Origin of the sequence: Bradyrhizobium sp. B025 (genome assembly GCF_042257955.1) — a bacterium.
Taxonomy (GTDB): Bacteria; Pseudomonadota; Alphaproteobacteria; order Rhizobiales; family Xanthobacteraceae; genus Bradyrhizobium; species Bradyrhizobium diazoefficiens.
Genome location: NZ_CP170150.1, coordinates 1,444,771 through 1,459,641 on the forward strand (window position 1 = coordinate 1,444,771; position 14,871 = coordinate 1,459,641).

Genomic DNA, 14,871 nt, shown 5'->3' on the forward strand with positions numbered 1-14,871 from the left:
CAGTCGCCGGCAGAGCAACGAATGCGGCCAATGGCGTCAGAGAAGGAAAATCGTTATGGGAAATTGGGATGATCCTGGAAATCAGCGAGAATGCAGTCAATTTTCATGTCAAGAATACGATGGGAAAGCTGGGTGCGACCAGCCGGATTCAAGCAGTCGCGATAGCTATTCGCCTCGATGTTCTTTGAATTCAATTGAGGAACGACCGCCAACTGTCACATCTTTGGCTTCCAGCTTCTGGCAAGTTGAGCACGGTGCTTTCGGTGAACTCGCAGATATAACCCTCCTTTGGGCAAGTCTGCATCTCGCGCTGGGTGAGGTTCTGGGGCTTCGTAAGGTCGGTAAGATGTGGAATCGGCCGATCTAATGCTCACTGGTCGGAGCATGGCTCTCTCCACCAGCGGGTGATTCTTTGCTCAGATGAGCCCGCACCGCTTGCTCGGGACGTCGGACAGGGGTCTAGGGAGAGGAACAGCTGAGGAAAGAACCCCGACCGCGGGCCGGGGTCCCGATTCATCCAAACGCGTGGAGATCTTTATCTGGCGAACGGCCAGCCAAACTTGTAGTTGAGCCGTGCCGTGATGAGATCGACGTCCTGGTGCGCGCGATCCGCGCCAAGGGCCGCTGGGAAGCTTATGTTGCTGCGCTGCATGAACAAGTGGTTATACTCGACGCCCGCTGACCAGTTCGGCGTGAGGCTGACTTCGGCACCGGCGCCCAGCACGCCACCCCAACGCACATCATTGTTTTTGCCAAGCTCGGTGCCGGTTGCCACCGAGTTGACGTAATAGGTGTTGCTGGTCACCGCAGCACCGCCCTTGCCATAAAGGAGCACAGCATTGAACGCGTATCCGATATGGCCCGTGAGTAGGCCGAATGCATCTGTCGTGGTGCCAACGGTGTCTGTCGGGAAGGCGGTGCTGACATTGGAGCCGCGGAAGTCGGCCCAGTTGCCCTGGCCTTCGAGGCCGTACACCATGTTGAAGATTTGCCAACGATAGCCGATCTGGCCGCCAACGGTACCGCCAGTCGAATTATGGCAGCCCTCGGAAGTGATGCCATTGAAATCCCAGCAATTGTGGCTCGTTCCCCAGCCACCGTTTGCGCCCATATAGTAGCCGGACCAATCGATAATCGGGGCCGCGACCGGCAGCGGTGCCGCCTTGACCTTGACGGGCTGCCCGGCCAGATCCGTGCCGAATGAGGGGGCGGCCGCACAGAGTGCGCCGATGCATGCAGTCAGAATAAGAATCTTTTTCATTCGCGTGTTGTTTCCTTTAGGTGCCCCAGGCACCGTGCCGTTTAACAACATGAACGCGAATTGCTGTAACTGGCGCACAACATGTCTTGGAAAGAAACGTGCCCAATCGCCCGCGGCGTCAGATTGCGGAGCTCGCGGTTTCCGCTGCTTTGCTTCTACCGAGACGCTGTGGCTCGGCAGTGGTCGCCTCGCGCGGATCATCCTCTTTGAAAATGATCGTTCATGATCACCTGCGACGCGGAGCAAAGCCAAAAGGTGTTCGGCTCCTTCCGTCGCTAAGCTGCGGCAACGCCCAGCCGCACTTACAGTACTGGATCGATGGCACGCCTCAGGCGCTTAAGGTCATTCTTCCGGCAACACGGACGTGCTATCGCTTGCAATCGCGAGCAACGCGATGCCGATCGATTGCAGGCTCGATCGCTTTGGCTCTGGAACGACCACAAGTCTAGCTCGATGGTCCGTCAACTTCGACCTTGATTGATGGGTCGGGAAGCCCACTGCGTGCTAGACAGTGCTCTTGCTTGAAGTTGCGCAAGATCGTGCCGAGCTCAAGGTCACCGTGGTCGGTTTCCTGGCGCGAGCGAATACCAGCGCGGCCGCCCCGTCTCGCCGCCGTCTGGGCCTGGTGTTCAGCTTCCTGGTCTCGGCCGCCAGAGGAGCTGCAGAGGCAACAGCTTTCTCGAGCGCTCTCGTTTCAGCGGGGCCGCACATGATTAGAGAAAAGTCTGCTCGACCACGCACTGGCCCGAATTTTCCACCGTATGAGGCGCCCTAAATGCCTTAACGGCGCCGGATGCTCTCGCCGCAATAGGCACAAGCGAGTCATTGCCCGGTCGACGGTGCCAGTTCAGCCCGCAAGTTGCGTATCGCCTCGTTGGCCAGATTCAAAGCATTCCGTTCGCCGTTTCTTATCGAGCACTCGAGGTAAGTGCGCAATCGGCTATGAAGGACGGCCTTCAGATTATGTGCCAGCAGCGGATCCTTCTCGACAAAGCTCCAAGCCTTGTCAAATGCGACGCTCACAACGGCATCTGGCACCTGCACCTGCTCGGAAAAGATCTGATCCATCTCTAACGCTCCTCGACATCCTGATACAAGGAAGTACCTTCTCAAAAGCAACCGGATTGTGTTGCGTGTCTCAGCACGAAAGACATCTGCTCTTCAACCTCTTCCACGCTACTCCCGGGACTTCAGGAGAGGATATAGATGCTTGTTGAAGTTGCGATGACCGAACGCCGTAATGCCCGCGCAATTCGAAGAAATTCTGAAAAGAGTGAAGCGAGTACGAGTTGTCGTGCCCTTCATTGCCGTCGTGGGCCTCTTGGTCGGTCACCAAATTGTGGCTTTTCCTTCATTCGGAAGATCGGCCCCCACGGGTTGCGGTTAAAGCCCAGCATGATGAAAAAGGCCGCCTACTCTTTTCCCACTCTCAAGAAGCGTTCAAACCGCAATGGCGCTTGTGACGTCGGATTTGGGGTGATGTAGCCTGTTCCGGATGAGACTTGTCTGCTTTGCGACAAGTCTCGACGCCTATTGCCGTGTGATATTCACCTGCGCGTGGCTTTCTGCTCCGGCCGTGGTGTTTGTTACCGGTCAGGCGCCTAAGAGAGGGAACGAGATGCAAGGGCAATTGCACTTTCCCCACGGCGGATTCTTAGTCGTTTGGCAAAGAAGGGCCGGGCGCCGTCGGTGTGGGTTCAATACGGAGTTGCGTAGGAAAGCCGGCGCAGCGTGGGATCGGCGGCGCGCTTCCGAGCTTTGGATACTTGCAGCTCGTGAAAGGCGTCGAGGGACAGCAAGGCCCAGCTAGATCGAATGCGTCGCCGGCGGCGTGAGATAGAGCAAGCCTGATTTCGAAAGTGGTGGCGAACTGTTGCCATATGAAAGGCCAGCGGAAGCGGCGCGCTTACGGACGGTGAGCCCATAAACAGCAAATGTCGATCCCTGGTGTGTGCGGCCTAAGTGTAACTGTCAGCCCAGCCATAAACGTCCGCTCAACGCCATCAATCTCCAAAAAGCGCAAATGAAATCTCAGTCCGCTGCCGCACGTGAAAGAATGAGCTTGGCGATCGTCAATCGATTGGCGGAAGTCCGCAGCGCGGCCGGTAATGCCGCCACAGTCTGATCAAAAAGGCGTCCCAGAATCTGAAGGTCCTCGGGGTGGTAAACGCCACGGTCTTGCGACAATCGCATTCGTCCGTGGCCGGTTCTTGTATCGCCAAGCTGGCCGAGCTCCAGTTCCGCGGTGATCATTTGGCCTATGAGGGCATTAAGTAATCGGATCGCTTCCAGCTCGTTGCCTTCTTCGCGCATGAGCCCAGCCACGATGTCGAGTTGCAGGTCGACGCGATCCTCGAGGTTTTGTATGCGTGAATTGGAAGGGTCAAGTTCCACGGTATTTCTCCAAAGTGGTGAAATGCAAGACAGGCGGAGTAGAGGTATCGTTTCCCGTTCGCCAAACGGCGGACGCTTCGCTGGACAAATGACTGCTGCACAGGAGGCGCTTCCGGTCCCCTGGAAGAGGGGGCACATATGTGCCGCGAAAGGATTGCAAAAGTGCAATGAGCGTCTAGGGAAAAACGAAAAGCGTTGCCGATGGCGCGGGATTTGAATGGATTCTCGAGCCGCCCAGTGCGTTCGGCAACAGCGGTGACTCTGTTCGGGGCCACACAGCTGATTGTACTGCTCTGCTTGGAGCCGCGGCAACAGCGCCGGACTGTTGAGGCGACCCGCCTGGTCAGAGCGAAAGGTCCAGCCCGCACCCCTGCGAAGGCCAACTCACCTGCCCGAGTTCTACGCTGCGGAGGCATTTACCATCGCCGAGTGTGCGTGATAGCTGTCTTCTTAGAGCAATCAAGTATCATGCCCAAAGGGGCAGGCAACGTCGTGTAGATTGCGCGCCAACTGCGACTGGTCACCGCACTGCATTCGTGCCCCCACGTGTCTTGCCGTCAAACATTGCTCGAAGCAGCCAAGAAGCACGTGATTTGCTCTGCGACCAAGTGATCCATTATCACGCGACATTCGTGAACACTGCCTTCCGTAAGCCGGCGATCGACTTATGCGGTGTTTGGCTTCAATTAGTAAAATAGAAAGTGTTGATGGGATGCATCCAGTTCGTTGATAGCGCAGGCGAGCAATCTCACCGCCTTCATCGGAGCCGGTTGATTGGTTCTCCTGCTATCCGGGCTAGGAAGCATAGGGAATGCCCGGGCAGGCGGCTGAGCCGCTGATGACCCGCCATGCTTGAGAGCGCACGAAGTAGCGGAACGAGTAGCGTTGACTTGGACGCCAAAACCTTGGTGCCCCCGCGGCCAAGAGAGACATGCATCCCGGCGCCGGCTATCCACCAGCTCTCGCTACCCGTATACTCGGCTATAGTCTAGGTAGTGGGCCTGATTGCTTCGTGCCGTCCCGCTGTCTCTTCCATTCGTGGATCTGAGATTGCGCGATATAATCCAGGCTAGAGAATGCGTAGATGCTGGTCGGGCACGAATCTGACAGAAGGCGAACGCCTCCAACAAAATCCGTGCTTGTCCATAAAGAATCGTTAGCTTCGCTTTCCTAGTCCTCAACCTTCGATCACTGGCTGCATAAGGGGCATGCCTTCAAACCTAGCAGAACGGTAAATGGCCGCCTCCGAGGCCAGTGCTGCAGACGGGATCAGACAAGGGGGCTGCTATTTGTCTATCATCGGGCGTAGCACCTTCGGCAGGGCGGCGCTCGGTAGCTCTGCGAGCGCCGCAGCGAGCGCGAAAAACGCTGCAAAAGCAGCGAATATAAAAGCGCTAGCGAGCATTGCTGCGACAACGTTCTGAGGGCGTCTCATCATTCGAGATACTTCGCGTGGGGAATGCTGCGTTGCATGAAAATCAGTACTTCTTGACACGCTCGACATGACCGTCGCGCCAGCGATAAACCAAAAATCCAGAAGCCGAGTTGTCCCTCCTTTTGTCGAACCGGTCGATCGGTCGGGAACGAAGCGCGCTGGCGACCCGGTCAGCATTGAAGGAGCCGCTCCGGTTCACCGCCTCTGCCCAGGCTTGCACAGCGGCACAAGCGTATAGTGTGTAGCCTTCACCGGGCAGCCCGGAAGCTTTGAGTCCGGCGACCGCACTGGCAGCATTGGCGTTCCCAGCGGGGTTGGGCATGAAGGTAAACAATGTGCCATTCCCAGCGCTGCCGGTAATGGCCCAGAATTCGGAGGTCATCAGCGGATCGTTCGCCATGACCGTGAGGTCTGCTTTTGCTTCTGCTGCCTGGGCGTACCAACAATCCGACTTCGGTGTGGTAGCCGCCGATATAGGCGACGCGCAGCCGGTCCTTCTCCATTCTTGAGAGCAAGGCTCTGAAGCCCCTTTCACCGGCAACATAGCTTTGCCGGCTCACCTGCCGTCCCAATCGATGAAGCCGGGCTTCAACCACGTCGACAATCCCCCTGCCAGCAGTCCTCTTGTCGTCCAGCACCGCGATTTTCTCGAGGCGATAATTCGTGTGAATGTACTCGGCGGCAACGGCTCCCTGTTGGTCGTCGGGCCGCAGATCCGAAAGACAGTCTCAAGGCCGTGCTCTGTTAGTTGAGGAGTTGACGAGCCTGGTAACACCTGGACGATGCCAGCTTCGCGTAGATGTCGGAGGCCGGGATCGACGAAGAGGAACAAAAATGGCCAACCACCAACAGGATCCGCTCTGTCGTGAGCTTATTCGCGACTGCGACAGCTTGCCTAGGGTCGCAGGCGTCGTCAGCGACGCTCAATATAGTTTTGGCATTATCGGGAAGCTGGCCTGAGGCGTTCAGGACCTCGACCGCCGCAGCCGCACCATCGCGCATTTGCGCGCCGAATGCAGCGCTGCTTCCGGTCATTGGGCCAGCCACGGCGATCTTTATTTCAGAGCCGCGCGCAGACGGAGCGACGAGAGCGCAGAAGAGAAGCGCCGCAGGCGCAAGAGAGGCATGCCGCTTATTTACCATTGTAGAGCTTCCAATGCTCACCTGAAGTGAACCGCAACTGGTTGTAGTCAACCACGCCTGTAGACAGGCGTTGCTTGCTGGGCAAACCTGCGTTGGCCGGGCGAGCCGCCAACTACGGTAAGATCTACAACTTGACGTTACGTGCGGATCAAGCCCTTTTGGGAAGAGCGATGGAGGCGTCAGGGACGCGGATCGACCGGCGGTGACAATCCTTCCGTTTGATTCCGTAAAACTCCAAGCCGCGTCGGAGAGCGGCCGGTTCACCTAGCGTTTCTTAGCTTGCCCTAACCGGCGTGTGGAACCCGCCATGAATGCGTCAGTAAGGCTGATCCTCCAATCCGCCAAGGGCAAGATCGAGATATTGCATTAGACAGGGATCCCAACCAGCCAGACTGCGGGGCGCGCTTAATCGTGCAAGTACCTTCAGGATCATCGAAACACGTGAATCGTCGCCGGCGATTTCGCTGATCAGCAAGCGTGCTGCAACCGCGACAGCCTTTGCGCGCTCTCCGCAAGGGTGCTCGCCCCCATCCATGCAGTCGCGAAGATCATCACGGATTCGCCGCCAGCGGTCCTCTCGCTCCGCAGCTAAATTGCAGGTGCACCGGGACGTCTGACTCCGCGTCTCGGCGCGCGACATGGCGTTCAGGGTGGCAGGCAGCTCATCCACACTTACCTGCGCCTCGCTGTCGATGGTCATGTTGCGCAAACGGTCGCGCAACAGAGTTGTGCGCGCGACTTGGACTTCTATGCGCTCTAGATGTTTGCGCAGCAAGTCCGTGAGTGAGGTCGTCCCCTCCATAGCTTTACGGATCTCCACGAGCGAGAAGCCAAGCTCACGCAGCGCGCGAATCTGATGAACCCGTTGCCCGCTTTCGCGGTCATACATCCGGTGACCGCCCTCAGTGCGCTCTGTCGCTGCTAGCAGTCCAGTGTGCTCATAATGGTGCAGCGTGCGCACCGTTACTCCGGTCGCCTCTGCAAGTTCGCCAATGCGCCATCGACGCCGTCTTGGTGTAGCTCTGTTCATGTTGTTCAATTTCAAAGCCTACAACCTGACGTCACGTATGATTCAAGCGGATTTCTAAGCTCCAGTTGAATCGCCTTTAATTCATGCGCGCGAGTGGTGACTATCCTTAGAATGGCGGCTGATCAACCCTCAGGAGAAAGGGTGATCAACAAGTTCGCCAGGCGTGCCAGTTCAGCCTCGCCAGCCGCCGTACGCTCCAGGATAAGTTTGGCGATTGCTGCGCAGTTTTCTGGACTCCGCATCGACGGAGGTAGCGCGTCGACGGCGCCGTCATAAAGCCGTCCGAGGGCAGATAGCTCTTCTGGATCGAACACCCCGCTGCAAAGCTTCAACGTTCAGCTCCTTGTTTGAAATTGAGTCAAGCGCAGCGCACGTCGTCAAGACGTTTGGCTGCGGTAGGGCCAAAAGAAGTCATACCTGCGGCGCAAAGCGATGAGGATGTGATGTGCTGCTGTGTGATGCGTTCAGGCCACACGCGTTCGCGATGCTAGCTTCGACGGCACGGCAAGTCCGACGATCTCTATGCTCACAATGAACGGTGGTAGGAATCCGAATAAGCTGATCATCTCCGTTCATCGGGAGCAACTACCGACCCAGGGAGTTGACGGCAAGAGCTCCGTGCCTGGCCTACCTTCTTGAGAGAGCTGCGCCCTGCCGCGGCCGTTGCAACGTAAACGCCTAGCTTCAGTGCGAAGGCATTGCTCCGTCGCTCGCCGGCCCCGTTCCGTTCCCGTCCCTAAAAGCATCAAGTCGGCAGTCTGCCGTTTCTCGCCCCCGAGGCGGAGGTGCGAAGAGCGAAAGCGCCTCTTGCCTGCCGCAAGGATCCTTTCCCCCGGCAATAAGAGCAAGCCAGGCGAGCAGGAATTGTGTGTTGAGACAAGTGTTGGAATGTGAGGTTCGTAGACTTCGCGAATGTGCTTACGGCAACGGTGAGACGGATCGCACGAAATGTCCCGGGGGCTCCGCGTCTTCCGGGCTGCTGGTCACACGGAGCTCTTGTGTAGTTGCCATGCGGGTGGCCTCCTGAAACAAAATGTCCCTCATCCACAGACTTCCCGGGTCGCTGTTGTGAAGTGAGGGCCATTGGACCGCCTCGGTGAAGGCGGGGAATGGATGCGGAAGCTCAACGATCCGAAGGGGCATCGTTCTTTGGAAATGCCTCACGAGCCCTAATGGCATCGTGCCTATGCGGTTCGTCCCAACTATGAGAGGCGGGATCATGCTGAAGCTCTGCACGAGGATGTCGATGCGCCGCGTGGGTCCGAGATCAGTCAAAAAGGAATGCTCAACTGGCGTCCGGGGCGCACCTCCGTGCTTAACTGCAACGTGACCCATCGACATATATCGATCGAATGTAAGCCGGGGTTGTAATTCCCTATTGGTGCAGCAGCCTACGCAGACGAGTCGCTCCTCGAATAGGGCCGCTCTGGGGTGCGTGCTGGACATGAAAAAATCTGGCCGGATAACAAAATCGACTTCACCGCGGCGGAGGAGCAGCTCGTGTTCATCGGTCGGCGCAGCCAATTCGAAGCTGACGGCGGGGGCTTCTCGCGTGACGCGTGCTACGACATTTCGGAAGAGCACAACTGTTACGAAGTCAGAAAGGACGATCCTGAATCGGCGGTTCAATCGAGCTGGGTCGAACGGATGTCGGGCCATAATCGAGAGTTCAATGTGCATCAGAGCCTCGCGCACAGGAGCCGCGAGCCCTTCCGCGCGTGAGCTCAAGACAAGTTCGCGCCCCCTCATTCCAAACAGTTCATCACGGAAATGCTTGCGCAGCCGGGCAACGGCTGCGCTCATTGCCGGCTGACTAAGATTGATCTTGCGTGCGGCTGACGAGAGGTTGCGCTCAGTTATTAGAGCATCCAGCGCGACCAGAAGATTTAGATCCAGACCTTTGAAACGCATCTCTTCCTATCCGGCACAAACGTCGTTGCTGCGCAATAGCGTGCGGTGGCGCCAGCGCCTGGAGCAATCGTCTTGGCCCGCCCCAATGGACATCGGCTCATTCCTGCGCCCGGGAAAGGAAGCTTGCGAGATGACCGCAACAATGGAGAGCAGGCGGAAAGCCGATCGGCAGCGGCGGGAAAGCGTCGGGAGCTCCAAGCTAATTGGTCTTGCCGGTTCCGGCCGGCCACGCAGCAGGGTCGTTCAGTCCGCTGATGGCAGATCAGCCCAGTGTTCGTCAGCGTGCCAAAGCGCGGTGTCGACAGCTGGGTCGTGCAGCGCTTGTCACGAGAGCAACCTACAACCTGACGCAATGTGCGGTTCAAGACATTTTAGTGATAGAGCCAAACATTTGCACGGCAGGCATATTCTTCTGCGATGGTTGCCGGACGTAGCCTGAATGCGTCGTGAGCGCATCAAACCGCACCTTCGAGGTCACCACGCGCACAACTGGAAAAGGCTTCGCGACCGATCGTCGCATTGCGCGTCTGTGGCTCCTTCTCACCTCCATACCCTGGAGAGACGAAAGAAAACGGGGCACGTCGAAGGTTCTACAGTGTGCCGGGGATGTTCAGAGCGCAGCTTAAGGTAAGCCTAACAGCGCCTGCGAGTTGGAGGCTCCTGGTCCCCAGATGCCATGTTGGATGCTTCCTCGAGCAATATCCGACGCATCCAGATGCTCGCGGGGTCGGTATTGTGGAATGAGGGCCACTGCAGGGCCTCTGTGAATGTGGGCAGGGGGAGGGGCGGTTGGATGATCCGCAACGGCATCCGCTTTTCGAAGTGCCTGGCCAGTCGTAAGGGCATCGTGCCGATACGGCTCGTGTCTAGCAACAGGGGCGGAATCAGGCTAAAGCCCTGCACGACGACCTCAATTCGTCTCCTCAGGCCGTGCTCAAGCAAAAACCATTCTTCGAGGTTCGGTCTCAGTGCGCGTCCGAACTTGGCAGTAACGTGCCCCATCGAGATGTATTGTTCGAACGTAAGCTGCCGGGATAGCTGCTTGTTCGCGCGGCATCCGACGCATACGAGGCTCTCGTCGAACAGCGTCGCCTTAGGGTGCGCGCTCGACATGAAAAGTTCCGGCAGAATGAGAAAGTCGACCTCGCCCCGCCGCAGCAGCTCATCCGGTTCATCAGAAAATGGCAGCAGTTCGAAGCGCACCGCGGGGGCTTCTTGCGCCATGCGGTCCACAATTCTGCGGAAAAAAACGATCGTCATGAAATCTGAGAGAATGACCCTGAAGCGTCGGCTCGATTGAGCAGGGTCGAGCGCGTCCCGCGATATGATTGAGAGTTGGATGTGCAGCAGAGCCTCGCGAACCGGACCTGCAAGCGCTTCCGCGCCAGGTGTCGGGACGAGTTCGCGACCTCTCATAGTAAAGAGTTCATCGCGGAAATAGGTGCGCAGCCGTGCGATCGCAGCGCTCATAGCAGGCTGGCTCAGATTGATTTTGCGAGCCGCCGCTGTGAGGTTGCGCGCCGTCATCACGGCGTCGAGCGCAACGAGAAGATTTAGATCAAGTCCCTTGAACCGCATGTGATGAGTCTATCCATCGTGTGGATGTGTTCTATCGAAACAATCGATTTTACCAAACTGGGGGAGGTTGGATAGCAAACTGAAGTTTGGAAAAAGCAATTAGACGCGCCACGATGGTTTCCGGTCGTTCACGTGAGCTAAGAGAAGAGCTCCCAGACGTGGGAGCGCACCATGGGCGCGCGTTGTTGTTTCTCCTTAAGCGTGGCCGTTCGAACGCCAAGCGCGTCCCGATAAACGTTGGTATGCGGATATCATCCGTTTCCATATTTCAGGTTTACCCGCGTACAATTGAGGGCGCGTTCAGCCTCATTCTAGTGTCGAAGAATAGAGGCAGACGCAGGTTGCGGATGCCAAGAATTCCAGGCGCCGTTCCAAATGGCTCGCCTGTCCAGTGCATGTGGGGCGTGTCGAAGATGTATAAAAGCCAGTGTGATCTGATGCCGCTCCGATGCGCCATCGATGAGGCTTGCGCGCCGATGGCCGGCCCTCAGACGTCAAAGCGCCGGAGGGCGATGCGACTGCAGGCACAAAAGCTCGCTGGTGCAGACAGGTTCTGGCTAGCCCAACCGCCTCGTCGGCAGCTTCCGAGTTATCGTGAGCGCGGCATCAACCGCACGAGGGTGCAATCAAGCGATCGCTCCGTCGCGCAAAGGCCAGCGGCGCGGAGTAGGCGAGCAGTGCCGAGCTCCGACAGAGCATGGCGGCGCATCTCAGCATTCATCGGCGGTTCGGCGAATAGCGAATTGACGTGACCATCCCCGCTCTTCATTCCACCGGCGCAAGGAAGCTCGCCATGAACATTGCCGTCTCCCCGACTGCGGAAGGATCTTCTGGGCGCGCTCAAGTGCAGTGGAGCCTTCGTTGGGAAAGTGAACTGCAGCTCGCCGATCATGCCGAGCTCGCGGAGTTCTTCCGCAAGAGTTACGGACCGACGGGTGCGTTCAATGCGCAGCCGTTTGAGCGGAGCCGAAGTTGGGCTGGAGCAAGACCCGAGCTCCGCGTAATTGGTTACGACGCGCGCGGGGTAGCGGCTCACATCGGGCTACTGCGCCGCTTCATCAAAGTTGGTGAAGTCGATCTCCCTGTGGCCGAACTGGGGTTGTATGCGGTGCGCCCCGATCTCGAGGGGCACGGGATAGGCCACGCAATGCGCGTGATGTATCCCGCACTCCAGGAGCTCGGCGTTCCATTCGGATTTGGCGCGGTTCGCTCGGCCCTCGAAAAACATTTGACCCGACTGGTCGAAAGGCAGGGGCTCGCCACCCTGATGCGTGGCATTCGCGTCCGCTCCACCTTGCCGGATGTCTATCCAAATTTATCGCCGACGCGCATCGAAGACGTGATCGTCGTGGTGTTTCCGGTCGGACGCTCGATAAGCGAATGGCCGGCCGGGACTGTCATCGATCGTAACGGGCCTGAGTTGTGACAGAGCGTTCCACCCTATCTACTGTCCGCTGCGACTACGCTGACGCGGGCGGAAGTCGAGCTGTCCATTTGACCTTTGACGATGGGCCAAATCCATTTTGTACGCCAGAGGTGCTCGATGTCCTGGCGCAACATCGGGTCCCCGCGACATTCTTCGTCATCGGGACGTACGCGACGGAGCATCCTGAACTCATCCGACGAATGATTGCGGAAGGGCATGAGGTTGCGAACCATACGATGACCCATCCTGATCTATCCAGATGCGGACCTACGGAGCTACACGACGAGGTGCTGACGGCGAGCGAAGCCATCCGTCTGGCGTGCCCGCTGGCCTCGCCCAGGCATATGCGAGCGCCTTACGGCATATGGACGCGAGATGTGCTCGCAGTGGCGGCGAGCGCTGGTCTCACGGCTCTGCACTGGTCGGTCGACCCTAGAGATTGGTCCCGCCCCGGGGTTGATGCAATTGTGAATTCCGTACTGGCGAACGTACGCCCGGGTGCAATTGTGCTCCTGCACGACGGATATCCTCCCGATGAGGAGGGATTGCCCAGTGGCTCTACGCTGCGCGATCAGACCAGGACGGCGCTGGCATATCTCATTCCAGCACTACAACGGCGCGGGTTTGTAATCCGTCCACTCCCTCAACTCCACTGAAAAAACGACACCCCATGGACCTGCTCGCGACGACCAGTGCTGCCGCCGTTTCATCTTATGCGCTCCTATCGACGATCTATAAGAGCGTGCAAGCGCTTTATGCTCAGCCGGCGATCAACTCATCGCTGGACAACCTTGGACAAGCCGAGGTGGTCGTTCCTGCTGTGGACGTGATCGTGCCGTGCTTCAACGAGAATCCGAACACACTCGCCGAATGTCTGGAGTCGATTGCCAGTCAAGACTACGCCGGAAAGATGCAGGTATATGTGGTCGATGACGGATCGGCAAACCGCGACGTTGTCGCGCCTGTACACCGGATATATGCGAGCGATCCGAGATTCAGTTTTATCTTGTTGGCGAACAATGTGGGAAAGCGCAAGGCGCAGATCGCAGCGATACGCAGCTCATCCGGTGATCTGGTTCTCAACGTCGATTCCGATACGATACTTGCTGCCGACGTCGTCACGAAGCTTGTATTGAAGATGCATGACCCGGGAATCGGTGCGGCCATGGGTCAGCTGATCGCGAGCAATCGCAACCAGACCTGGCTGACCAGGCTGATCGACATGGAATATTGGCTCGCGTGCAACGAAGAGCGCGCGGCACAGGCGCGCTTCGGTGCCGTCATGTGTTGCTGCGGCCCATGTGCCATGTATCGGCGTTCCGCGCTCGCCTTGCTTCTTGATCAATATGAAGCCCAATTCTTTCGTGGGAAGCCGAGCGATTTCGGCGAGGACCGCCACCTAACGATACTCATGCTCAAGGCGGGGTTTCGAACCGAATACGTTCCGGACGCCATAGCAGCCACAGTCGTCCCGCACAGTCTTCGGCCATATCTACGACAGCAACTCCGCTGGGCGCGAAGTACCTTTCGAGATACGTTTCTTGCTTGGCGCCTGCTGCCAGAGCTCGATGGTTATTTGACGCTAGACGTTATCGGGCAAAATCTCGGCCCATTGCTCCTCGCCATTTCATCACTTGCTGCGCTCGCACAGCTCCTGATCGATGGCTCTATACCCTGGTGGACGGGATTGACGATTGCTGCAATGACTACGGTCCGGTGCTGTGTGGCAGCGCTTCGTGCCCGCGAGCTGCGGTTTATCGGCTTCTCGCTCCACACGCCGATCAATATCTGTCTCTTACTGCCTTTGAAGGCCTATGCGCTTTGTACATTGAGCAATAGCGATTGGCTATCTCGGAAAGTCACCGATATGCCGACGGAAGAGGGGAAACAGCCTGTCATCCTGCACCCGAATGCCGGACGAAGTCCTGCTGGTGTAGGGGGGCGCCTGCTCCTATTCGTAAGGCGGCGTTATCGCAGCCTCCATCGAGCCTGGCGGCGACGGAGAGTGTTTCCGGTCGCGATCGTTCGACTGTCTACAAATAAGTGGTCGGCTGATGACTCAGGACGAAAACCATCAGTTATTAGAGCGAGAGTTGGCTGTCGACGACCCGTGGCGCCTCGACACTAGTGCGTTCGAGCAGCAGCGATACGCGCAAATGCTCCGGATGTCGCGCCGCGACGGAGATGCGGCGTCTGCGCTCGAAGTAGGATGTGCAGCCGGTGCATTCACGGAGATGCTGGCGCCGCTATGCGAGCGACTTACGGTCGTGGATGTCATGCCGCAGGCAATCGAGCGAACGCGACTGCGGACCGGGAAATGGTCACATATTAGTTGGGTGACCTGCGACATTCAGCGGTTCTCGACCACTGAGCAATTCGATTTGATTGTCGTGGCTGAGGTTCTTTACTACCTCAGGGACGTCGTCGAGATGCATGCGGCTATCCGCAACCTGGTGAGTATGCTTGCGCCAGATGAGACTCTCATTTTCGGGTCTGCGCGTGATGAAATATGTCAACGCTGGGGGCATGCTGCCGGTGCTGAGACGGTGATCGCTCTCTTCAATGAGAGCCTATCAGAGATCGAGCGCCGGCACTGCTGCACCGGGTCGGCGAGCGAAGACTGCTTGATCGTCCGGTTTCTGAAGCCGGGCGGCGCGTCGGCACAATCAAACGCCGGTCATTAGGCCAGGAGG

14 protein-coding genes are annotated in these 14,871 nt (G+C 57.8%); 5 read left to right on the forward strand and 9 right to left on the reverse strand.

Going from position 1 to position 14,871, the window contains the following annotated elements:
* The first annotated feature begins 68 nt into the window (after nt 1-68).
* Nucleotides 69-188: a LuxR C-terminal-related transcriptional regulator gene (locus ACE10W_RS06735; RefSeq protein ID WP_018646991.1), complete on the forward strand. Its 120-nt coding sequence runs from the start codon at nt 69-71 to the stop codon at nt 186-188.
* A 347-nt stretch (nt 189-535) separates the two neighbouring features.
* On the opposite strand, the gene ACE10W_RS06740 is transcribed toward ACE10W_RS06735, so the two are convergent.
* From ACE10W_RS06740 to nodD1, 9 genes are all read right to left on the reverse strand, one after another.
* Complete coding sequence (locus ACE10W_RS06740; RefSeq protein ID WP_014497822.1) at nt 536-1,261, reverse strand: outer membrane protein; 726 nt, start codon at nt 1,259-1,261, stop codon at nt 536-538.
* Nucleotides 1,262-2,083: 822 nt separating this feature from the next.
* Complete coding sequence (locus tag ACE10W_RS06745) at nt 2,084-2,329, reverse strand: hypothetical protein (RefSeq protein WP_011084811.1); 246 nt, start codon at nt 2,327-2,329, stop codon at nt 2,084-2,086.
* A gap of 963 nt (nt 2,330-3,292) precedes the next feature.
* Nucleotides 3,293-3,655 carry a hypothetical protein gene (locus ACE10W_RS06750; protein WP_014497821.1) on the reverse strand — a complete coding sequence of 121 codons (363 nt, stop codon included), beginning with the start codon at nt 3,653-3,655 and terminating at the stop codon, nt 3,293-3,295.
* Nucleotides 3,656-5,133: 1,478 nt separating this feature from the next.
* Nucleotides 5,134-5,490, reverse strand: a complete 357-nt coding sequence (locus ACE10W_RS06755; protein ID WP_231166580.1) for a hypothetical protein — start codon at nt 5,488-5,490, stop codon at nt 5,134-5,136.
* 344 nt (nt 5,491-5,834) lie between these two features.
* On the reverse strand, nt 5,835-6,125 hold the full coding sequence (locus ACE10W_RS06760; protein ID WP_028154217.1) for an ABC transporter substrate-binding protein: 291 nt from the start codon (nt 6,123-6,125) through the stop codon (nt 5,835-5,837).
* Between the two features lie 424 nt (nt 6,126-6,549).
* On the reverse strand, nt 6,550-7,263 hold the full coding sequence (locus ACE10W_RS06765) for a MerR family transcriptional regulator (protein ID WP_026312621.1): 714 nt from the start codon (nt 7,261-7,263) through the stop codon (nt 6,550-6,552).
* Between the two features lie 122 nt (nt 7,264-7,385).
* Nucleotides 7,386-7,595, reverse strand: coding sequence for a hypothetical protein (locus ACE10W_RS06770; RefSeq protein ID WP_014497819.1), 210 nt, complete (start codon nt 7,593-7,595; stop codon nt 7,386-7,388).
* Nucleotides 7,596-8,181: 586 nt separating this feature from the next.
* Complete coding sequence (nodD2, locus tag ACE10W_RS06775; protein ID WP_011084818.1) at nt 8,182-9,174, reverse strand: transcriptional regulator NodD2; 993 nt, start codon at nt 9,172-9,174, stop codon at nt 8,182-8,184.
* Between the two features lie 633 nt (nt 9,175-9,807).
* On the reverse strand, nt 9,808-10,752 hold the full coding sequence (gene nodD1, locus ACE10W_RS06780; protein WP_018646994.1) for a transcriptional regulator NodD1: 945 nt from the start codon (nt 10,750-10,752) through the stop codon (nt 9,808-9,810).
* Nucleotides 10,753-11,545: 793 nt separating this feature from the next.
* Here nodD1 and ACE10W_RS06785 point away from each other — a divergent pair.
* The 4 genes from ACE10W_RS06785 to nodS are packed head-to-tail and all read left to right on the forward strand — an operon-like array spanning nt 11,546 to nt 14,862.
* Nucleotides 11,546-12,178 (forward strand): NodA family N-acyltransferase, encoded by a 633-nt coding sequence (locus ACE10W_RS06785; RefSeq protein WP_011084822.1) that lies wholly within the window; start codon nt 11,546-11,548, stop codon nt 12,176-12,178.
* Complete coding sequence (gene nodB, locus ACE10W_RS06790; RefSeq protein ID WP_011084823.1) at nt 12,175-12,834, forward strand: chitooligosaccharide deacetylase NodB; 660 nt, start codon at nt 12,175-12,177, stop codon at nt 12,832-12,834. Before ACE10W_RS06785 ends, nodB begins: the two co-directional genes overlap by 4 nt.
* Before the next feature lie 14 nt (nt 12,835-12,848).
* On the forward strand, nt 12,849-14,306 hold the full coding sequence (gene nodC, locus ACE10W_RS06795) for a chitooligosaccharide synthase NodC (protein WP_011084824.1): 1,458 nt from the start codon (nt 12,849-12,851) through the stop codon (nt 14,304-14,306).
* Nucleotides 14,233-14,862, forward strand: coding sequence for a nodulation methyltransferase NodS (nodS, locus tag ACE10W_RS06800; protein WP_014497813.1), 630 nt, complete (start codon nt 14,233-14,235; stop codon nt 14,860-14,862). The genes nodC and nodS overlap by 74 nt, the downstream gene beginning before the upstream one ends.
* Nucleotides 14,863-14,871: the final 9 nt, after the last annotated feature.

Bases quoted from the DNA above. Each gene is read 5' to 3' on its own strand.
- ACE10W_RS06755 (WP_231166580.1), bottom strand. From the start codon at position 5,490: ATGGCGAACGATCCGCTGATGACCTCCGAATTCTGGGCCATTACCGGC.
- nodD1 (WP_018646994.1), bottom strand. From the start codon at position 10,752: ATGCGGTTCAAGGGACTTGATCTAAATCTTCTCGTTGCGCTCGACGCC.
- nodD2 (WP_011084818.1), bottom strand. From the start codon at position 9,174: ATGCGTTTCAAAGGTCTGGATCTAAATCTTCTGGTCGCGCTGGATGCT.
- ACE10W_RS06740 (WP_014497822.1), bottom strand. From the start codon at position 1,261: ATGAAAAAGATTCTTATTCTGACTGCATGCATCGGCGCACTCTGTGCG.
- ACE10W_RS06735 (WP_018646991.1), top strand. From the start codon at position 69: ATGATCCTGGAAATCAGCGAGAATGCAGTCAATTTTCATGTCAAGAAT.
- ACE10W_RS06745 (WP_011084811.1), bottom strand. From the start codon at position 2,329: ATGGATCAGATCTTTTCCGAGCAGGTGCAGGTGCCAGATGCCGTTGTG.
- ACE10W_RS06785 (WP_011084822.1), top strand. From the start codon at position 11,546: ATGAACATTGCCGTCTCCCCGACTGCGGAAGGATCTTCTGGGCGCGCT.
- nodS (WP_014497813.1), top strand. From the start codon at position 14,233: ATGACTCAGGACGAAAACCATCAGTTATTAGAGCGAGAGTTGGCTGTC.
- nodC (WP_011084824.1), top strand. From the start codon at position 12,849: ATGGACCTGCTCGCGACGACCAGTGCTGCCGCCGTTTCATCTTATGCG.
- ACE10W_RS06765 (WP_026312621.1), bottom strand. From the start codon at position 7,263: ATGAACAGAGCTACACCAAGACGGCGTCGATGGCGCATTGGCGAACTT.
- ACE10W_RS06760 (WP_028154217.1), bottom strand. From the start codon at position 6,125: ATGACCGGAAGCAGCGCTGCATTCGGCGCGCAAATGCGCGATGGTGCG.